General features: G+C 61.0%; 19 protein-coding genes. 8 read left to right on the top strand and 11 right to left on the bottom strand.

Annotated features, from left to right (window positions below):
* Positions 1-822: 822 nt before the first annotated feature.
* Positions 823-1947: an IS481 family transposase gene (locus NVB75_RS08195; protein WP_258346772.1), complete on the bottom strand. Its 1125-nt coding sequence runs from the start codon at positions 1945-1947 to the stop codon at positions 823-825.
* Positions 1948-2077: 130 nt separating this feature from the next.
* Positions 2078-2890 (bottom strand): helix-turn-helix domain-containing protein, encoded by an 813-nt coding sequence (locus tag NVB75_RS08190; RefSeq protein WP_258346771.1) that lies wholly within the window; start codon positions 2888-2890, stop codon positions 2078-2080.
* 115 nt (positions 2891-3005) lie between these two features.
* Here NVB75_RS08190 and NVB75_RS08185 point away from each other — a divergent pair, with 115 nt between their 5' ends.
* Complete coding sequence (locus tag NVB75_RS08185) at positions 3006-3890, top strand: EamA family transporter (RefSeq protein ID WP_258346770.1); 885 nt, start codon at positions 3006-3008, stop codon at positions 3888-3890.
* On the opposite strand, the gene NVB75_RS08180 is transcribed toward NVB75_RS08185, so the two are convergent.
* Complete coding sequence (locus NVB75_RS08180; protein ID WP_258346769.1) at positions 3868-4425, bottom strand: GNAT family N-acetyltransferase; 558 nt, start codon at positions 4423-4425, stop codon at positions 3868-3870. The two genes, NVB75_RS08185 and NVB75_RS08180, sit on opposite strands and share 23 nt — an antisense overlap.
* Positions 4426-4571: 146 nt before the next feature.
* Between NVB75_RS08180 and NVB75_RS08175 the strand changes: the two genes are divergently transcribed.
* The 6 genes from NVB75_RS08175 (at position 4572) to NVB75_RS08150 (ending at position 11268) form a co-directional block, all read left to right on the top strand.
* The gene (locus NVB75_RS08175) at positions 4572-5072 is read left to right on the top strand and encodes a sigma-70 family RNA polymerase sigma factor (protein ID WP_258346768.1); all 501 of its coding nucleotides are present in this window, start codon (positions 4572-4574) and stop codon (positions 5070-5072) included.
* 32 nt (positions 5073-5104) lie between these two features.
* Positions 5105-6079, top strand: a complete 975-nt coding sequence (locus tag NVB75_RS08170; RefSeq protein WP_258348558.1) for a FecR family protein — start codon at positions 5105-5107, stop codon at positions 6077-6079.
* A 96-nt stretch (positions 6080-6175) separates the two neighbouring features.
* Complete coding sequence (locus tag NVB75_RS08165) at positions 6176-8581, top strand: TonB-dependent receptor (RefSeq protein WP_258346767.1); 2406 nt, start codon at positions 6176-6178, stop codon at positions 8579-8581.
* A 633-nt stretch (positions 8582-9214) separates the two neighbouring features.
* Complete coding sequence (locus NVB75_RS08160; RefSeq protein ID WP_258346766.1) at positions 9215-9745, top strand: hypothetical protein; 531 nt, start codon at positions 9215-9217, stop codon at positions 9743-9745.
* 214 nt (positions 9746-9959) lie between these two features.
* Positions 9960-10157: a hypothetical protein gene (locus tag NVB75_RS08155; protein WP_258346765.1), complete on the top strand. Its 198-nt coding sequence runs from the start codon at positions 9960-9962 to the stop codon at positions 10155-10157.
* A 496-nt stretch (positions 10158-10653) separates the two neighbouring features.
* Entirely contained in the window at positions 10654-11268 is a 615-nt protein-coding gene (locus NVB75_RS08150; RefSeq protein WP_258346764.1) for a type III secretion effector protein, read from the top strand.
* Between the two features lie 43 nt (positions 11269-11311).
* Here NVB75_RS08150 and NVB75_RS08145 read toward each other — a convergent pair whose 3' ends face one another.
* Complete coding sequence (locus NVB75_RS08145; RefSeq protein WP_258346763.1) at positions 11312-12463, bottom strand: MFS transporter; 1152 nt, start codon at positions 12461-12463, stop codon at positions 11312-11314.
* Positions 12464-12739: 276 nt separating this feature from the next.
* Positions 12740-12985 carry a hypothetical protein gene (locus tag NVB75_RS08140; protein ID WP_258346762.1) on the bottom strand — a complete coding sequence of 82 codons (246 nt, stop codon included), beginning with the start codon at positions 12983-12985 and terminating at the stop codon, positions 12740-12742.
* Positions 12986-13077: 92 nt separating this feature from the next.
* Here NVB75_RS08140 and NVB75_RS08135 point away from each other — a divergent pair, with 92 nt between their 5' ends.
* Positions 13078-13899, top strand: coding sequence for a helix-turn-helix domain-containing protein (locus NVB75_RS08135; RefSeq protein ID WP_258346761.1), 822 nt, complete (start codon positions 13078-13080; stop codon positions 13897-13899).
* Here NVB75_RS08135 and NVB75_RS08130 read toward each other — a convergent pair.
* Genes NVB75_RS08130 through NVB75_RS08105 form a run of 6 tightly spaced genes read right to left on the bottom strand, consistent with a single transcriptional unit; the run spans position 13841 to position 19269 of the window.
* Positions 13841-15061, bottom strand: a complete 1221-nt coding sequence (locus NVB75_RS08130) for a sugar MFS transporter (protein WP_258346760.1) — start codon at positions 15059-15061, stop codon at positions 13841-13843. The genes NVB75_RS08135 and NVB75_RS08130 overlap by 59 nt on opposite strands.
* 51 nt (positions 15062-15112) lie before the next feature.
* Positions 15113-15460, bottom strand: coding sequence for an L-rhamnose mutarotase (locus NVB75_RS08125; RefSeq protein WP_258346759.1), 348 nt, complete (start codon positions 15458-15460; stop codon positions 15113-15115).
* Positions 15457-16230: an SDR family oxidoreductase gene (locus tag NVB75_RS08120; RefSeq protein ID WP_063031471.1), complete on the bottom strand. Its 774-nt coding sequence runs from the start codon at positions 16228-16230 to the stop codon at positions 15457-15459. The genes NVB75_RS08125 and NVB75_RS08120 overlap by 4 nt, the downstream gene beginning before the upstream one ends.
* An 11-nt stretch (positions 16231-16241) precedes the next feature.
* A complete protein-coding gene (locus NVB75_RS08115) occupies positions 16242-17087 on the bottom strand; it encodes an amidohydrolase (protein WP_258346758.1) in 846 nt (281 codons plus the stop codon).
* A gap of 38 nt (positions 17088-17125) precedes the next feature.
* Positions 17126-18403: an L-fuconate dehydratase gene (locus NVB75_RS08110; protein WP_258346757.1), complete on the bottom strand. Its 1278-nt coding sequence runs from the start codon at positions 18401-18403 to the stop codon at positions 17126-17128.
* 20 nt (positions 18404-18423) lie between these two features.
* The gene (locus tag NVB75_RS08105) at positions 18424-19269 is read right to left on the bottom strand and encodes an ureidoglycolate lyase (RefSeq protein ID WP_258346756.1); all 846 of its coding nucleotides are present in this window, start codon (positions 19267-19269) and stop codon (positions 18424-18426) included.
* Between the last annotated feature and the right edge of the window lie 16 nt (positions 19270-19285).

The raw sequence follows: 19285 nt of genomic DNA, 5'->3' as shown, positions 1-19285 counted from the left end.
GTTTTTTGGGGGGGGGGGGCGGGGAGTACATATCCGTTATTTAGGTAACGGCCGCTTATGGTTTCGCTCTTACAGCGAGTCACTTTGCAAAAGCGGCAAAGTAACCAAAACGCTCTGCCCCGCCTGTCGGCGCCTCGCTGTGGCTCGGCGTTCCCTCACTCCGGCATTGCTCCGCGGGCCGCCGCGACGGGCCATCCATGGCCCGGCGCGGCTAAACCGGCGTCCTGCCGGTTTACCCGCTCCGCAATACCTGCGTTCGGCCTCGGGCTTATTGGGGCAGTCAGATCAAAATCAAAAGCAGATCAAGGGCACAGCGGCCTCCCGGCCGGCTTGAGTGTTAAAAGCAAAAGCAAAAACCAGAGCGAAAACAGATCTGCTTTTCTGTGGGAGCGGGCTTGCTCGCGAAAAACCTGAGAGCGCCGCGTTCATCCAGAATGCCCGCGTCATCGTTAACGACCTTCGCGAGCAAGCCCGCTCCCACATTTGGACCGTGCCCGCTTTAGCTTTTGATTTTGCTTTTCAACACTCAAGCCGGCCGGGAGGCCGCTGTGCTTTTGATCTTGATTTTGATCTTAGGCGCCCCGTTAAACCACGCTGGCCGAACGCAGGCTTTGGAGCGTGGGTAACCTGGCAGGACGCCAGGTTAGCCGTCCTGGGCCAGGGATGGCCCATGACGGCGGCCCACGGTCCAAAGCCGGAGTGAGGGCACTCCGAGCCTAGGCGAGGAGCCGAGTGGTGGGGCAAGAGCGTTTTGCTTACTTTTGCGCTGTTTGTACGGACCGGACACATGGTGGACACATGTGCGGGGACATGGTTGACACATTATGGTCCGTAATCAGGCTTATTCACGTCTATGGTCCGCAAAAAGTGATGGCAGAAGTAGACGTCAAATAGCCCCTCACTTTCAGGCTTTGGGCGTATCGCGATGTGCTGCCCAGCCAGGCCTTTGGCGATACTGAAATAACGTTTCTGAAAGCGGAATCGACTGTCATAAACCTTAGCCAATAGGTCGTCCGGTCCGTATTCAAACTCTGGCAGTTGCTGCGGATAAGCCCAGGGGCTGGCCCGATACCGGTCCATCGGCACCTTGTAGTCCAATGCTTGATGGGGGCGTTGCAGGTTATAAACCTCGCGCCATCGATCAAACGCTGTTTGAGCCTCCTTGATCGTGGAAAACTGGCGCCCATCAAGCACTTCGGCCTTGAGTGATCGATGGAAACGCTCAATCTTTCCATTGGTTTGCGGATGGTAAGGGCGGCTGAAACTGATCCGAATTCCTAAGCGAATCAACCAGATACTCAACTCAGTAATTTCTCCAGGGTTGCGGGGAGAGCCCCATGGCGGGCCGTTATCAACGTTGATGCGAGCCGGTAATCCGAAACGCTGGAATACCTCGATCATCTTCTCCTTCACCGTAACCCCACGCTCGTTATCACACGCTTGAATAGCCAAATTGAATCGCGAGTGATCGTCCAGCAACGTCAGGGGGTGGCATCGGCCTTGTTGCGTCGGGAAATGCCCTTTGAAGTCCATCTGCCAAAGATCGTTAGGCGCATCGTGCTCAAACCTCAGCTTCGCCAATTGTTCCTTCTGCGCAGGCTTAATCATCCCGTGCCGATGCAGGACATTGGTGACGGTGCTGGGAGCAATCTGCTTTTTCAAAATGCTGCTGATCGTGCGCCCACCCCATGCGGGATGGTCTTGCCTGAGCGCTATGACCGCCGTTTCTAGAGCAGGGTCGGTCAGCTTGGGGCTGGTGATAGGTTTGCGGGACATCTCTTGCAGCCCCGACCGGCCTTGGGCCTCGTAGCGTTTGAGCCACTTATACGCCGTTTGGGGGCTGATCCCGAATCGTCGACACAGCTCTCGTTTATTACTGCCGGGTTGCCGGGCTAAGGCAACGAACTCTTCTTTCAGGCTCATGGCGTCTCTCGTGTCCCAGGGCATGATGGATTTCCGGCGAAGTTGGCTCGCCGAAAAGTGTCCACCATGTCCCCGTACATCCGTCAACCATGTGTCCGGTCCGTACACGCTGTTCAAAAGTGAGCCGCTGTAAGAGCGGAACCATAAGCAGCCGTTACCTAAACAACGGATATGTACCCCGACCTACCCCCCGCCGCAACTCCTTGGCGAAATAACGACTCGGCACCTCACCCAACACTCGCTTGAACACCGTAGCAAACGCACTCGGGCTGCTATACCCCAAATCCAGCGCCACCCTGGTCACCGGTTCCCCATTGCCCAGCCGCACAATCCCCGCCAGCAGGCAGGCTTGCTGGCGCCACTGCAGGTAACTGACACCCGTGGCCTGACGAAAATGCCGGGTAAACGTCCGGCGACTCATCCCCGCGCCGAACGCCATGGCATCAATGCTGACCTCCAACGAAGGCCCCGCCAGGAACTCTTCGCAGGCCTTCGCCAATCGCGGTTCGGCAGGCAACGGCGCACAAAGCGGCAACAGCGGCATCTGGGCAATCTCATGCAGCAGCAAGCCCATCAGATAACTATCGCGACCCCCCATCGCATAACGCGCAGGCACCTCCACGGCCTTTTCCAGCAACTGCCCAAGCAACGGCGACACATCCAGTACCTGGCACGTTTGCGGCAACTCCAGCCTTCGCGCCGCCTGCGGGCGAATGTAGGTGTTGAGCATCGTCACCGACCCCCGCATCAGCATGGCGTGGGACACATGCGGCGGCACCCAGATCGCGCGGCGGGGCGGCACCACCCAGTTGCCGGTAGCGGTGTAGACCGTGATGACACCCCGGCTGGCATACGCAAACTGCCCGCGCGGGTGCGCGTGGTCGGGGAACAGTTCACCGTCGGCATAGTCGATGGCGGTCACGACCACGTCACGTGGGGTGTTTTCGTAGGGATGAATATCGGGCATGGCCTGATTCTAGCCTTTGTTGACCCACAAACGCAGGCGGGCCATCGCAGTTTGCGAAAAAATCTGCCGGATGCACGGCCTCTTGTCGTGCCAACCCGCAAATGGACCCGTCACCATGAAACACAAACACCTGTTATTGGCCGTCCTGGTGACGGCCGTGTGGGGATTCAACTTCCCCATCACCAAACTGGGCCTGGCCGAGATCAACCCCCTGTTGCTCACGGCACTGCGTTTCACCCTGGCCGCGTTGCCCTGGGTGTTTCTGGTGAAACGACCCCAGGTTGCCGTGAAGTGGCTGGCGGCCTACGGCTTGATCTTCGGGGTGGCGATGTGGGCCTTGATCAACCTCGGGATCGCCATGGGCGTGCCTCCCGGCAGCGCGTCTCTGCTGATCCAGTTCAGCGCATTTTTCACCCTGGGCTGGGGCGTGCTGCTGTTTCGTGAAAGCCTGTCCCTGCCGCAATTGATCAGCGTGGCGCTGGCGGCCATGGGCTTGGTGGGCATGCTGTTGAGTGTGCAGGGCACGGCCACGATGCTGGGGTTTGCCCTGGTGCTGTTCAGCGCGTTGGCCTGGAGCATCGGCAATATCATCATCAAGGTCTCCGGGGTGCGGGAGATCTTTGCCTTCGTGGTCTGGGCCAGCCTGTTTGCACCGTTGCCGCTGGTGCTGTTGACGTGGCTGCTGGACGGCCCGCAAGCCTTTATCGCGTTGCCGGGGCAGTTGAACGGCGTGGCGTTGTTCTCGCTGGCGTTCCAGGTGTATGGCGCGACGCACTTCTGCTATTGGGGCTGGAACCTGTTGTTGCGCGAGTACCCGGTTTCCCGGGTGGCGCCCCTGTCACTGCTGATCCCGGTGTTTGGTATCGTCAGCTCGATGCTGATTCTGGGGGAGCGCCCCGGGGTTTCGCAGTGGCAGGCCATGGGCTTGATTCTGTTGGCCTTGATCGTGGGAATGAAGAAGGCACGCCCGTTGTGGGTCAGGCAGGGCGGTCACGCTTAAGCAGCCCATACAGCGCGCTGTCCGAGATCTCATCGCCCACCACCCAACGCTCGCGCAACAGGCCTTCGCGCACAAAACCCAGGCGCTCAAGCAATTTTGCGGAGCCCAGGTTGCGTGGGTCGATATCGGCTTCAAGGCGGCGCAGCCCGACGGTGTTGAAGCCGTGGTCGATCACGGCGTGGGCGGCTTCGCTCATGTAGCCCTTGCCCCAGTGCTGGCGGTTCAGGGTGAAGCCGATTTCGGCCCGACCACATTGCTCATCCACATTGAACAGGTCGCAACTGCCGATCACCTCGCCGGTGGCCAGCAACTCCACCATACACACCAGGTCTTCACCGGCAATCGAGGCTTCCATCAATTGGCCGAAGCGTTCAACGGCCTGCTCGGCGCGGGTCATGGTGGGAAAGGAAAAGTAGCGCATGGCCTCGGGGTCGGACCAGATGGCAAACAGCGCGCGCCAATCATCCTGATGGGGCGGGCGCAGGCCCAGGCGCTGGGTGGTGAGGAGTACGGGGGCGAAAAAGGGCAGGGTCATAAAGTGGTCGTCCGTGAAAGTCACGGGGGAATGCTGCCGGGATTGGGCGGGTTGTACAAGGGTCAGAGAAAGAGGACGACGGGAAGCAATTGCTCCACTTAATAGGAAGCATTACTATTCACGCCCCGCCTCCCCAGTGCACCCTGATGACTCCTCAGCCGCCCCGCAGAACAGGCTTTTTCGAGCACTACGAAGAGTTGATCGGGACCTGGACGCGCCGCCTGAGAAACCGTCAGCAGGCCGAGGACCTGGCCCACGACACCTTTGTGCGGGTGCTTGAGTCCAAATCCAGCGCAGTTGAGCAACCTCGCGCCTATCTGCATCAAACGGCGCGCAATATCGCAGTTGACGCCTATCGTCGCGAAGACCGTCGGGAGGCGCTGACGCTGGAGGCCTTTGATCAGCGTTCGCCCCACAGTGGCGACCCGGAGCATTTCATGCACGCGATCCAGTTGGCGGACTCCATCGAGCGAGCCTTGGCCGAGCTGCCGCTTAATTGCCGCAAGATTTTCATCTGGCAAAAGATCGAAGGCCTGACCCAGCAGGAAATCGCCGAGCGCCTGGGCCTGTCTAAAAACATGGTGGAAAAGTATATGATCCGCACCCTGCGGCATCTACGTGACCGCCTGGACGCGATGGCGCCATGACCAATGCCCGCTTTGAAACAGGACCTTCCATGATGGATACCCGTGAGTGTGCCTGCGGCAGTGCGACGGCCCGCGATGAAGCAGCGCAATGGTTTGTACGTGTGCAGGACGGCCCGTTGAGCGTCGAAGAACGCGAGCGTTTTGATGCCTGGCGTGCTGAGCATGCCGAACACCAGTACGAGTTCGATGTGCTGCAAGGCTTGTGGAGTGCCACTGACCTGGTGCCAAAGGCGCGCTTGCAAGCGCTGTGCGATTCCCCGGAACCGCGTGCGAAGCGCCGGCCCGTGCTGCGTTATGCAGTGGCGGCGAGTGTGCTGGCGGTGGCCCTGGGCCTTGGGTTGTTCAGTGGCCTGGATCATCCGGCGCCGTACAACGCCGAATTCAGCACCGCGCTGGGGGAGCGCCGGCAGGTGGCGCTCCCCGACGGTTCGCTGATGGATTTGAACAGCCGCAGTGTGGTGGCGGTGCACTACGTAAAAGGCCAGCGCGGTATCGAACTCAAGCAGGGCGAGGCGATGTTCAGTGTCGAGCATGACACCAGCCGGCCCTTTGTGGTGTCGGCCGGGGCAGGGCAGGTGACGGTCACCGGTACGCGTTTCGACGTGCGCCGCGATGACGACCAGACCCGTGTGGTGGTCGAGGCCGGTACGGTCAAGGTACAAGGACGCCAATCCGAGGCCGTCGTGATGCTGACGGCCGGCCGGGGCACCCATGTGGATACCCAAGGCCAGGTGGCGGCTGCCTACGCCGTCAACCCCGAAGAACTGACGGCCTGGCGCACCGGCAAGCTGGTGTTCAACAACGCCACCCTTGGCGAAGTGGCCCGGGAAGTTTCACGTTACCGCGAGCAACCGTTGCGGGTCAGCGCACCAGCGGTGAGCAACCTGCGCTTGACCAGCGTGTTCAAATCCACCGACACCGACGCTTTGCTCAAGGCCTTGCCGCACATTCTTCCGGTGGCCTTGCGCACCTTGCCGGACGGTAGCCAGGAAATAATTTCACGATAGATTCAGGTTTTTTCCGAGTTCTTCGTCTTCTTGTGCAACTGCAACTGGTTTGCATTAACAGCCGCACTCTCTTGCGATCACAGGACTCCGTTCGACGTGAAAAAACTCGCCGTGAAAAACAATAAATCATCCCGTTGGGCACCCCTCGCCCTGGCGCTGGCCGTCAGCGCCGCACTGCCGGCCGCCTATGCTGACGACACGATTCATATCCAGGCTCAGTCCCTGGGTTCGGCATTGAGCCAGCTGGGTCAGCAGACGTCGCTGCAAGTGTTCTTCAGCCCCGACATGGTGGCCGGCAAACAAGCCCCGGCCGTCGACGGCAAGCTGTCGCCAGAACAAGCCCTGCGCCAATTGCTGCAAGGCAGCGGCCTGGATTACCAGATCGACGCCGGCTCCGTGACCTTACGCCCGCTGGGCAAAGGCACCGGCGAAGCCGGTTCGCCGCTGGAGCTGGGTGCCACCGACATCAAGGTCGTGGGCGACTGGCTGGGCGACGCGAATGCCGAAGTGGTGCAGAACCACCCCGGCGCGCGCACCGTGGTCCGTCGTGAGGCCATGGTGGAGCAGGGCGCGATGAGCGTCGGCGATGTGCTGCGGCGCATTCCCGGGGTGCAGGTGCAGGAGGCCAACGGCACCGGCGGCAGTGATATTTCCCTCAACGTCGGCGTGCGCGGCCTGACCTCACGCCTGTCGCCACGCTCCACGGTATTGATCGACGGCGTACCGGCGGCCTTTGCCCCCTACGGTCAACCGCAGTTGTCGATGGCGCCGATTTCCTCGGGCAACCTCGACAGCATCGACGTGGTACGCGGCGCGGGCTCCGTGCGTTATGGGCCACAGAACGTTGGTGGCGTGATCAACTTCGTGACTCGCGCCATCCCGGAAAAATTCTCCGGTGAAGTCGGCACCACCCTGGAAACGGCAGCCCACGGCGGCTGGAAGCATATTGAAAACGCTTTCATCGGTGGCACCGCCGACAACGGTATCGGCGCTGCGTTGCTGTATTCCGGGACTAAGGGCGATGGTTACCGCGACCGCAACAACGACAACGACATCGACGACGTGATCTTCAAGACGCACTGGGCGCCGACCGATCAAGACGATTTCTCGCTGAACTTCCACTACTACGACGCCAGCGCCGACATGCCCGGCGGCCTGACCCAGAAGCAGTACGACGCCAACCCGTATCAGTCGGTGCGTGACTGGGACAACTTCAGCGGTCGGCGCAAGGACATGTCCTTCAAGTACATCCGGCAGATCGACGACCGTACCCAGGCTGAAGTGCTGACGTATTACTCCGACAGTTTCCGCGGCAGCAACATTGCCAACCGCGACCTGAAAACCCTGGGTTCCTACCCGCGCACCTACTACACCTTCGGCATCGAGCCGCGGGTGTCCCACGTGTTTGACCTGGGGCCGAGTACCCAGGAAGTCAGCGTCGGTTATCGCTACCTCAAGGAAGGCATGCATGAGCAGGCCACCAGCCTGGCGCTGGTCAATAACGTGCCGACGCCGGTAGGCCAGAATGACGGCCACGTGTACCAGGACCGTACCGGCGGCACCGAGGCCAACTCGTTCTACATCGATAACAAGATTGATATCGGCAAGTGGACCGTTACCCCGGGCATTCGCTTTGAGCAGATCCGTACCGAATGGCACGACCGTCCGGTAGTCGCCCTGAATGGCACGACGGTCCAGGAGAAACGCCGCGAGATTCACAACAACGAACCGCTGCCGGCCCTGAGCGTGATGTACCACGTCTCCGATGCCTGGAAACTGTTCGCCAACTACGAAACGTCCTTCGGCAGCCTGCAGTACTTCCAGCTGGGCCAGGGCGGTAACGGCGACCAGACCGCGAACGGCCTGAACCCGGAAAAAGCCAAGACCTACGAGATCGGTACCCGTTACAACGACAACGTCTGGGGCGGTGAAGTGACGTTGTTCTACATCGACTTCTCGGACGAGCTGCAATACGTCAGCAACGATGTGGGCTGGACCAACCTCGGTGCCACCAAGCACGAAGGCATCGAAGCGTCGGCCCATTACGACCTGTCGAACCTGGACCCGCGCCTGGACGGCCTGACCGCCAACGCCGGCTTCACCTACACCAAGGCCACCTCCGAAGGCGACGTTGCCTTCAAGGGCCGCGACTTGCCGCTGTACTCCCGTGAAGTGGCCACCTTGGGGCTGCGTTACGACATCAACCACTGGACCCACAACCTGGACGTCTACGCCCAGTCCGGCCAGCGTGCGCCGGGTACCGGCACGACTTACATCACTCAGCCGACCGCCGATGGCCAGTACGGGGACATTCCCGGCTATGTCTCGGTGAACGTGCGCAGCGGCTATGACTTCGGCGCGCAGCTGTCGAACCTGAAGCTGGGCGTCGGGGTTAAAAACGTCTTCAACCAGGAGCACTACACCCGCTCCAGCGACAACAACTCCGGGATCTACCTGGGCCAGCCGCGCACGTTCTTTGTGCAGGCCAGCGTCGGATTTTGACCCGCCGTTGATTCAGCGGTCGCAGCCTGTTCCGGCAGTGTCGGCACGGGCTGCGACCTTTCCTCGCTTTCACCGGAACTGAATCCGACCGTTCGGCCACACAGGTTTGCCCACTTTTCACTCAGTGCCTGGACGATCATTCCGTCGTGGTGCTCTGGGGGATAAGGCGCTCCCTGAAAACCAGCCGAACAGGAGATACCTATGTCGGTATCCGTGTCCAATCAGACCACTGCCTCAATTCACAACCACACTGCGCCTCCGTGCCGCCCCTGTTTCGTTAAACCGCCAAAACCGAACCCAGGAGCGTGCCGGCCAGGTATCGGCAGGCCACCGACGCCGGACCCGGAACCGTGCCGCCCAGGTATCGTTAAACCGCCAAAGCCGAACCCTGGGTATTGCGGCCCGGTCCCCGTCAGGCCACCGTTGCCGGATCCAGAGCCGTGCCGACCCGGTATCGGCAAACCGCCAAAGCCGGACCCAGGAGCCTGCCGGCCAGGTATCGGCAAGCCACCGATGCCGGACCCGGAGCCGTGCCGGCCATGTATCGGCAAACCGCCAAAGCCGAACCCTGGGTATTGCGGCCCGGTCTCCGGCAGGCCGGATCCGCTGTATGCAGGCAAGACTAACGAAGAGTTGGCCAAGCATCTTCTGGACAATTTCGATAGTTTTGGCGGACGGGGGGCTCAATACGTCACGCCGAAAAACCTGGAGAACATGGCGGGCAGACCGTTGACGGGTCACGCCGCCACCGACCATAACATCCGCGCGGCCAGGGAAATCCTGAAACGACCGGGACTGGTAGACGCCCTTGACCGTCACAGTTCCACGGGGCAGTTGGATGGGTTGATCGACAAGTTGAAAATTACCATGATCATCAACTCGACAAACCCTTTCAAATACCACGACGACAAGCAACTTGCCCAAGCCATGCTTGAACGGTTTGGCGATTTGAAAAGTGGCTTTTGGAACCCCGCGATAGAAATCGATGGGTTGCGTCGACGTGCTGCGAAGCCTCTGACCGGTCGCCCGCAGACGGACGCACTCATTCAACTGGCGAGGGAAATCACCCAGCGCTCCGATTTGCTCCAAAAAATGGATAACACTGGCAGTCGTCCCCACGATGGCAGGATCCACAAGGACGCGTTGGACTGGTTGTCTCGCTAAACCCGTCACGGCCTGATCGCGCTGCGAATGCTTCGTGGCGTGATGACTTGTCCTGATCAATCCGCTGCGCTCACTTTCTCAGCAGGGCTTAGACATGACGTCAACGTCGTTTGGGTCACGCAATCCCGGCCCCCCGCCAGCCTCCAATCCGCCGGCGGGTCGTGATGTTTTGCCGCAGGGTATAAATCGCGAGCAGGGTGCCGAGGCCCGGCGAGTGAAGAACTTCACCGGGCAGCACACGTTTCAGGCTCCGGCTGCCGATGATTTCATCAAGGGTATGCTGCCCGATGGTCAGTTGCCTGCCGCTGACAATTCTGCATTACGCCAGTTTTGCGCAGCGATGGGGTCGGTGGTCGGCACGATCAAAGGCCTTTGGCAGGAAACGAAACCGGCTTCCCGGAAAGCCAACTGATTTTCGCTTTTTACATGTTGTCATTGGAACGCTTCGCTACGGCGGAACCATTGTCTGCAGGGCACCACACACCTTTGGCTTGTTAATCGCACGAGCGATACGGCCGTTACCGGGGTGATGTCCAGGCAAGCGTGGATCTAAAATTGGTGGAGATGAATCATGAGAATTGATCGCGGATCAGGCTACCTGCAGCCCGGTGGTACAGGCCCACTTGATGTGACGGCGGGTGAGGGGGGGCGTACCGCTAAGGCGGCTTCAATCGAACCTGGTGATGCTGGCCGGCAAGCCCATCATCAACCTGGCGCTACGGCTGTTCGGTCTTCCGGTTACAGGCCACCTTTGCGGTCGGCCAGGCCCTATGAGGTGGTGCCGCATCATCGTACGCTTCAAAACGGTGTTGCCCCGCGCGCCGGGTCACCGAATCCCAACCTTCAGTTGCCAGACAGCGAGTTGGTGAAAGCGCTGAACGTCAGTTTTCCCATGCTGAAAGAACTCCATGAAAAGTGACGGATTAACGCTGTCTTCGCTGCAACGAATCGCCGGCAAAAAAATCGGCGATAACCAGAAGTTCGACAGTGCGATTTTGCTGGCCAAGGCACTGGTCCAGCGCCCGCGCCTGATCGATGCGATTACCGATCAGGACGGCTACATCACCCGGGAAAGTCTTTCGAAGGCTGAAAGTGTGGTGTTCGGCAACAGCGATCCCAGTGCCTTCAGCCCGGACCCTTTCCACGCCAAGAGCAACGCCGAGCTTGTCCAGGTATTCAAGGCGATGTTCACCGAGTTGCGTGACAGATCCCGGGACCGTAAGGGCTTCTTTGAATACATCGGCTACGTCAACATCGAGTTGCTGGTGGCCATGAGCAAGGACCCGGACGAACTCGACAGCCAGGGTGAACCCGTCCTGGACCCCACCACGGGGCTGGCGCGAAAAAAATATGATGAGCAGCAGGTGTATATGGCGAAGAATATTGTGGATCGCCCCGGGCTATTGCAGTCCCTGGAAAACGCCCACGGCACTGGTCGGCGTATTTTTGGCGGCCATCACCAGGAGGGTTGGCTCAGTAACAAAACCCTTGATCGTTGGCTCGAGCACAATAAAACCCGATAGCCCGGGTAACGCCTCTACGAATGAGGCGTTATGGGGTTACCCGTCAAACCCGCAATATTTTCCCACTGATCGCCACACCGATCAGCAGCACGGCAATCAGCACAAAGGCCGTGCTCAGGCTGCTGCCATGGGCGATAAAGCCAATCACCGCAGGGCCGGCGAGAATGCCGGTGTAACCCAGGGTGGTGATGGCGGGCACGGCAATGTGTTCCGGCATGACGGTCTGTTTGCCGACGGCGGTGTACAACACCGGTACGATGTTCGAACACCCGGCACCCACCAATGCATACCCCAGCAGAGCGGTTTCCCACGCCGGGAAGAGTGTCGCCAGCAGCATGCCGGCGGCGGCGAGGGCGCCGCCGAATACAATCACTCGGGTTGCCCCAAGGTGGCGAACAATCCTGTCGCCGGTAAGGCGTCCGACGGTCATCGTCAAGGCAAAGGCTGCGTAACCGAGGCCTGCATAAGCTTCGTCAAGGCCGCGCTCGGCGCTCAGGAATACCGCGCTCCAGTCCAGCACGGCGCCTTCGGCAAGAAACACGATGCAGCACAGGCAGCCAATAAACAGCACCACGCCGTGGGGTATGGCAAAGGCCGGCCCGGAGCTTTCACTGCCGTAAGGCAGCAAGTGCGGCCCGGCTTTGAGCAAGGCCACCGCGATGACCACGATCACGGCGAGGGTGGCCTGCAATGGCGACAAGCCCAGCCCCAGCAACCCGCTGACCCCTGCCGCGCCGACAATCCCGCCCAGGCTGAACAGCCCGTGAAAGCCCGACATCATGGTCTTGCCGCTGGCCCGTTCGACCATCACCGCTTGCAGGTTGACCGTGGAGTCCACCGTGCCGAGGCCGGCGCCAAACACGAACAGCGCGGCCACCAACAGCGGAATCGAAGTGACCGTTGCCAGCATCGGCAGGCCCAGGCAAATCAGAAGGGTCCCGCCGGTGGCCACTCGCCGGATGCCGTAGCGTGAGGCCAGCGCCCCTGCGACCGGCATTGCGATCATCGACCCCACGCCGAGGCACAGCAGCAACAGGCCCAGGGTGCCCTCGTTGAGTTGGGCGCGGGCCTTGGCATAAGGCACCAGTGGTGCCCAGGCGGCGATGCCGAAACCGGCGATAAAAAACGCGATGCGGGTGGACATTTGTTCCAGCCGCCCGGGTACCACGGGCGCTGGGGTGCTGATGGCGGTCATGAAAAATCCTTGGTTTTGCGTTCAACGAACGATGTGCAGCGCAACATCCTTGCACATCAGGCCGTATCGAGCGAGCCGGGTTCCCTTGGTGTGCCTGAACACGGGGCAACAATTTTTTCTGGATCATGGAACGCGATTGGCCTTTCCAACCACTATCAGCCTGTAGGACGAGTAATCGTCTGATGTGCGAGGTGGTCTGGAAGGTGTGTAATCCCCGCGAGAACTGGCGAACCCCGGGATTCTTGCGGTGGATTACCACCTTCCAGGCCGATCCTCTCACTTCAGCAGCCGGGCCAATTCGGCATCCCGCACCTGTAGCACCTCAAACAAGCCCAGGGCTTTCAGGGCGGGCAGGGCTTGCAGCATGTCCTGTTCGGCCAGTAATCGCTGTTCATCCGGGGTGGCCGGATCGCACCAGGTTCTGGCGTTGACAAGGAATGCCCCCACCGTGCCCTTACGCACTGTCACACCATTGAACTGGCCTTGGTCGAGATGATCGGGAAGCAAGTCTTCTGCACGCATGACGGAGTCCTCAATGAATGAATCCGCAGTCTAGGCGCGCACATGTGGCTACACTGCCTTATTCGGGTCATTCAATGCGGTAAAGCTGCCATATGTCGTCCACCCTCGTTGCACCTCAACTTGCTAACGCAGTCGGCGGTCCCTTGCTGGTGGCAACGTTGCGCAGCAGCCCCGTCGAACGCAGCACCGCGCCCCATCAGCATGCCCGGGGGCAATTGCTCGGGGCCCAGCGCGGGTTGCTCTCGGTGCAGGCGGCGCACCAGCATTGGGTGGTGCCGGCCACTCACGCGGTGTGGATTGCCCCCGGTTGTTCCCACGCCTTGCGTTCACACGGGCCGTTTGATGGCTGGAGTGTGTATGTCGACCCTCGGGCGTGTGCTGGTCTGCCGCAACAGACGTGTGTTATCGCCACGTCGGCCTTGTTACTGGAGGCTGTCAGACGCGCGGCAACCTGGAGCCAGACGCTGCTCCAGCCGACACAGGCCCGGATTGCCCAGGTGATCCTTGATGAAATCGCCGGCTTGCCCCAGGAACCGTTCGGCTTGCCGCTGCCCCAGGACCCGCGCTTGCTGCGCATCGCCCAGGCGCTGGCCGATAACCCCGACGACAACCGCCTGCTGGAACAATGGGCGCAGTGGGCCGGAGTCTCTGCCCGCACACTGGCCCGGCGGTTTGTCGCCGAGACCGGGTTCACCTTCAGCCAATGGCGCCAGCGCGCGCGATTGTTGCGCGCGTTGGAGTTGCTGGCGGCGCATGCACCGGTCACTCGGGTTGCGCTGGATCTGGGTTATGAAAACGTCAGTGCCTTTATTGCCATGTTCCGGCGCACATTCGGAACGACGCCGGGGCGCTACTTCATGGATGGCGCAACCGACTACGGGCATACACCGCCACAATCACGAAACACCCCATAGGCAGCAAATAAGCCAGCGCCACCGTGCTGTTATCCGCCACCTTGCCCATCAAGTAGGGCATCAGCGCACCGCCGACAATCGCCATGATCATGAACGAACTGCCGCGCTTGGTATGCGGCCCAAGGTTTTTCACGCCCATGGCAAACAGCGTCGGGAACATGATCGACATGAAGAAGAACACCGCAATCAGCGCGATCACCGAGAGGCCTTCGACGCCAATCACTACCAGCGCACACAAGGCGATATTGATCAGCGCATACATCAGCAGCAGCTTCTGCGCGCTGACCCGTCCCATCAACCAGGTGCTGAAAAAGCGCCCGAACATGAAGGCCAGCATCGCGATCGACAGCAGGTAAGCCGCTTGCTGACTGCCCATCTGTGCCCAGTGTTCGGTGACGTAGTTGATGAAAAATGCACCGACTCCGACCTGGGCCGCCACATAGAAAAACTGCGTGATCACCCCACCGACGAATTCCGGATATTGCCACAGCCCCTTGCCGGCTACCGGTTGCAGTGCTTGCTCCTGGGCGCGCAGATCCGGCAGCGGCGTGCGGGCGATCAACAGCGCCACCAGCAACACCAGAACGGCGATCACTACATAGGTGGTTTGCAACGAATTCATGTCCGACGCCGGCGTACTGCCGGCGCTGAAAAACATCGCGCCACCAATCAGCGGCCCGAAGAACTGACCAAGGCCATTGAAGGATTGCGCCAGGTTCAACCGCCGTTCGGCGCCCTGGGGTTCGCCCAGTACCGTGGCATACGGGTTGGCAGCAGTCTCCAGGCAGCCCAGGCCGCAGGCGATGACGAACAGCGCGAACAGGAAGAACGGAAAACTCGCTGCCGCTGCCGCCGGCATGAACAGCAACGCGCCCGCCGCATACAGGCACAAGCCCAACAGGATCCCGGCCTTGTAGCCGTGGCGGTCCATCAGTAGCCCCGCCGGCAGGGCGATCAGGAAGTACGCGCCGAAATATGCACCTTGCAACAGCCCGGACTGGGCCTTGCTGACGTGCAGGACTTCCTGGAAATGCTTGTTCAGGACGTCCAGCAAACCGTAGGACAAGCCCCAGAGGAAGAACAGGCTGGTCACCAGCATCAGCGCCCAGCGATAGGTCGGCACCGCGCGGGTGCCAGGCAGGTGTGTGTCTTTGCTTAACATGACGCTTCTCCTGTTGTTTTTATGGGATCAAGGCGTGCGATGCAGCGGGTACTACGGTTGATTGGTGAGGCTGAAAATCTGCGTCAGCGGCTGCCATTTGCCGCCAGGATCAGTCCATGGCGTGGGCACCTGGAAACGCCACATCAGGGTTTCCCAGGCTTGCACTTCAGGGTTGGCGCGTGCGGCGTGGTCCAACCCGTCGAAGCTGAACCCGGCCGCAGTGTCCATGACCATGAACAGCCGTGTGCCCAGGCGCCAGATCTGCATCTCCACGATGTGCTGGCTGCGCAGATGTTCGGCCACGGCGGGCCAGATGCGTTGATGCAACTGCTGGTACTCGACGATCAATGCCTCGTCGTCGACCAGGTCCAGGGCCAGGCAGTAACGTTGGCCGCTCATGTCAGCGCCCGGTCCAAATGGGTGTAGCCACCGTCCACCACCAGCCATTGCCCGGTGGTGTGAGACGCGCGAGGTGAGAGCAGGAACAACACGCTGTCGGCAATTTCCTCGGGGGTGGTCATCCGTTTGCCCAAGGGGATTTTTTCGACGATGGCGGCGAGCTTGGCTTCGGGGTTATCGAAGCCATCAATCCAGCGTTGGTACAACGGTGTCAGCACCTCGGCAGGCACCACCGCATTGACGCGGATGCCGAACTCCAGCAAGGACGCCGCCCATTCCCGGGTCAGCGACAGCTGCGCACCTTTGGCGGCGGTATAACCGCTGGTGCCTCCCTGGCCGGTGAGGGCCGTCTTGGAGCTGATATTCACGATCGCCCCGCGACTGGCCTTGAGGGCGTCGAGGCACAAATGGGTCATCAAGTAGTAGTGAATCAGGTTCTTTTCCAGGGACTCGACGAAGGCGGCACGCCCGGCGTCCAGCCCCACACCGTCGTTGACCCCGGCGTTGTTCACCAGGCCGTCGATGCGCCCGAAGCGTTGCAACACCTCGTTGACGGCCGCGCGGCAGGCGTCTTCATCGCGCAACTCGACGCGGATAAAGTGGCTTTGGCCTTGCTGTTCAAGCTCAGCCGCGAAGGCCGGCGACAACGGTTGATGACCGAAAATCACCGGGATCGCGCCTTCGGCAATCAGCCCCAGGGAGATGGCGGCGCCAATCCCCGAGCCACCGCCGGTGACGATGATCACGCGGTCCTGCAAATGCAGATTCATAGGCAGTTTCCTTAAAGGTGATAGACCCGCTGGGCGGTGCCGCCCCAGATGGCCTGCTGTTCATTGGGCGACAGCTGGCCGAGGGTCTGTTGCAGCAATTGGCAGGTGCTCTGGTATTCGCCAGCCAGCAGGCACACCGGCCAGTCCGAGCCGAACATCAAGCGCTCGGCGCCGAACAGTTCCAGTGCCAGTTCGATGTAAGGGCGCAATGCACGCGCGTTGCGCTGGTCGGCCCCGGCTTCGGTGAGCAGGCCCGACAGCTTGCAGCTGACGTGGGGCAGGGCGGCCAGGGGCGCCAGGTGTTCGGCCCAAGCGGCCGGGCCGTTGGCGATGTCGGGTTTGCCGAGGTGATCCAGTACCAGGTGATGCTGGTCGTGGCGCTGGCACAGGGCGGTGGCGGCGTCGAGGTCGGCGCAGCGGATCAGCACCTCATAGACGTAGCCTTGTTGTTGCAGGTGCTGCAGGCCACGGGAGAATCCCGGGTCAGCCATGAAACTGGCGGGTGTAGGTTCGTCTTGAATCTGATGGCGAAAGCCTTTCAGTTTCGGTGCGCCTTGCCACTGTTCCAGGTGATATTCCAGAGTTGGGTCGCACAGGTCGACCCAGCCGACGACGCCGAATATCCACGGGTGCTGCCGCGCCATTTCCAGCAGCGCGTCGGTTTCCTGCTCGCCGGCGCGGGCCTGCACGGCAATGCAGCCGTCCAGGCCGGCAGCGTCGAGCAACGGCCGCAAATTCTGTGGGAGAAAGTCCCGCCGCAGGTCAGCCTCAGCCGCACCGATCCACGGATAATCAGCGGCCCGGTAGCGCCAGAAATGCTGGTGCGCATCGAGCCTCAAAGGTGATGGGGACGACATTATTATTGTGCTCCGTCCATTCAAATGTGTGCTTCAGGTCACGGCCGGTGGCGGAATTGCTCCCGGGACGCGGCTTTCATCTGGATTGAGAACCCTGGCGCCTTGGGCGGCAGATAGGCCGCGCCGCGCACCACGCAAGGTTCCTCGAAATGCTCGTGCAAGTGGTCGACATACTCGATCACCCGGCCTTCGTGAGTGCCGGCGATGCACAAGTAATCGATCATCGACAAATGCTGCACGTACTCGCAAAGCCCTACGCCACCAGCATGGGGGCAAACCGGCAGGCCATATTTGGCCGCCATCAGCATCACTGCCAGTACCTCGTTCACCCCACCCAGGCGGCAGGCGTCAATCTGCACCACATCGATGGCTTCGCGCATGATCAACTGCTTGAACATGATCCGGTTCTGGCACATCTCACCGGTGGCGACCTTGACCGGCGCCACACCCAGGCGAATCTTGCGATGGCCTTCGATATCGTCGGGGCTGGTGGGCTCTTCGATAAACCACGGCTTGGCAAACGCCAACTCGCGCACCCAATCGATGGCGGTGTCGACTTCCCACACCTGGTTCGCATCGATCATCAGTTGGCGGTCCGGGCCCAGTACTTCGCGGGCGATGCGCACGCGGCGCAGGTCGTCCTGCAAGTCGTGGCCGACCTTGAGCTTGACGTGGTTGAACCCGGCATCCACCGCTTCCTGGCACAGCCTGCGCAGCTTCTCGTCGCCATAACCGAGCCAGCCGGCCGAGGTGGTGTAGCAGGGGTAGCCATTGGCTTGCAGGTCGGCCATGCGTTCAGCCTTGCCTTCGGCGCGTTGGCGCAGCAAGGCCAGGGCTTCGCTGGAGGTGATGCAGTCGGTGATGTAGCGGAAGTCGATGCACCGCACCAGCTGTTCCGGACTCATGTCGGCCACCAGGCGCCACAGGGGTTTGCCTTCGGCCTTGGCCCACAAATCCCACGCGGCGTTGACGATCGCGCCGGTGGCCAGGTGGATGGCGCCCTTGTCCGGGCCGATCCAGCGCAACTGGCTGTCGCTGGTGACATGCCGCCAGAAACGGCCCATGTCTTCGGCGATCCATTCCAGGGTCAAGCCCACCAGCAGCGGTTGCATGGCCTGGATCGCCGCGCAGCAAATCTCGTTGCCACGGCCGATGGTGAAGGTCAGGCCATGGCCTTCAAGGGCCGGGTTGTCGGTCTGCAAAATCACATAGGCGGCCGAGTAGTCCGGGTCCGGGTTCATGGCATCGGAACCGTCCAGGGACTGGGACGTAGGAAAGCGGATATCTTCGACGCGAATCGCGGTAATGGTGGTCATGAACGGCTCCTTGGTTCTTGTCAGGCGTCGACCGTGGTCTGGTTCTGTTCCCCAAGGCCTTCGATGCCCAGGCGAATCTTTTGCCCTGGCTTGAGGTAGACCGGCGTGGGCTTGATCCCCAGGCCGACACCGGGCGGGGTGCCGGTGGAAATCACATCCCCCGGTTGCAGGCTCATGAACTGGCTGAGGTAGCTGATCAGTTTGGGAATCTGGAAAATCATCGTGCGGGTGTTGCCGTTCTGGTAACGATGGCCGTCGACTTCCAGCCAGATCGACAGTTGGTGCGGGTCGGCGATTTCATCCCGGCTGACCAGCCACGGGCCCAGCGGGCCGAAGGTGTCGCAGCCTTTGCCCTTGTCCCAGGTGCCGCCGCGTTCCAGCTGGAATTCGCGTTCGGAGACATCGTTGATCACGCAGTAGCCGGCCACGTGCTGCATGGCCTGGCGTTCGTCGATGTAACGACCGCCCTGGCCGATCACCACCCCCAGTTCGACTTCCCAGTCGGTCTTGGTGGAGTGGCGGGGGATTTCGATATTGTCGTTGGGGCCGACGATGGCGCTGGTCCATTTGTTGAAGATGATCGGTTCGTCAGGGATGGGGGCGCCGGTTTCGGCGGCGTGATCGGCGTAGTTCAGGCCGATACAGATGAATTTTCCTACTTGGCCGACACAGGCACCCAAACGCGGATTGCCCGGTACCAAGGGCAGGCTCGCGGGGTCGAGTTCTTGCAGGCGAGCGAGGTTTTGCGGGAGCAGGGCGTCACCGGCGACATCGCTGATGTGAGCGGACAAATCACGCAGACGTCCATCAGCGTCCAGCAGGGCCGGGCGTTCCTGACCTTTTTCACCATAGCGCAGCAGTTTCATGAGCAATCCTCTTATT

Source organism: Pseudomonas sp. CBS (assembly GCF_024734645.1).
Taxonomy (GTDB): domain Bacteria; phylum Pseudomonadota; class Gammaproteobacteria; order Pseudomonadales; family Pseudomonadaceae; genus Aquipseudomonas.
Note: the sequence above shows the minus strand (reverse complement) of the source record. Positions and strands in the feature narration are given on the sequence as shown.

Coding starts and splice junctions, on each gene's coding strand:
- NVB75_RS08195 (WP_258346772.1), bottom strand. CDS start 1,947: ATGCCCTGGGACACGAGAGACGCCATGAGCCTGAAAGAAGAGTTCGTT.
- NVB75_RS08190 (WP_258346771.1), bottom strand. CDS start 2,890: ATGCCCGATATTCATCCCTACGAAAACACCCCACGTGACGTGGTCGTG.
- NVB75_RS08185 (WP_258346770.1), top strand. CDS start 3,006: ATGAAACACAAACACCTGTTATTGGCCGTCCTGGTGACGGCCGTGTGG.
- NVB75_RS08180 (WP_258346769.1), bottom strand. CDS start 4,425: ATGACCCTGCCCTTTTTCGCCCCCGTACTCCTCACCACCCAGCGCCTG.
- NVB75_RS08175 (WP_258346768.1), top strand. CDS start 4,572: ATGACTCCTCAGCCGCCCCGCAGAACAGGCTTTTTCGAGCACTACGAA.
- NVB75_RS08170 (WP_258348558.1), top strand. CDS start 5,105: ATGGATACCCGTGAGTGTGCCTGCGGCAGTGCGACGGCCCGCGATGAA.
- NVB75_RS08150 (WP_258346764.1), top strand. CDS start 10,654: ATGAAAAGTGACGGATTAACGCTGTCTTCGCTGCAACGAATCGCCGGC.
- NVB75_RS08145 (WP_258346763.1), bottom strand. CDS start 12,463: ATGACCGCCATCAGCACCCCAGCGCCCGTGGTACCCGGGCGGCTGGAA.
- NVB75_RS08140 (WP_258346762.1), bottom strand. CDS start 12,985: ATGCGTGCAGAAGACTTGCTTCCCGATCATCTCGACCAAGGCCAGTTC.
- NVB75_RS08135 (WP_258346761.1), top strand. CDS start 13,078: ATGTCGTCCACCCTCGTTGCACCTCAACTTGCTAACGCAGTCGGCGGT.
- NVB75_RS08130 (WP_258346760.1), bottom strand. CDS start 15,061: ATGTTAAGCAAAGACACACACCTGCCTGGCACCCGCGCGGTGCCGACC.
- NVB75_RS08125 (WP_258346759.1), bottom strand. CDS start 15,460: ATGAGCGGCCAACGTTACTGCCTGGCCCTGGACCTGGTCGACGACGAG.
- NVB75_RS08120 (WP_063031471.1), bottom strand. CDS start 16,230: ATGAATCTGCATTTGCAGGACCGCGTGATCATCGTCACCGGCGGTGGC.
- NVB75_RS08115 (WP_258346758.1), bottom strand. CDS start 17,087: ATGTCGTCCCCATCACCTTTGAGGCTCGATGCGCACCAGCATTTCTGG.
- NVB75_RS08110 (WP_258346757.1), bottom strand. CDS start 18,403: ATGACCACCATTACCGCGATTCGCGTCGAAGATATCCGCTTTCCTACG.
- NVB75_RS08105 (WP_258346756.1), bottom strand. CDS start 19,269: ATGAAACTGCTGCGCTATGGTGAAAAAGGTCAGGAACGCCCGGCCCTG.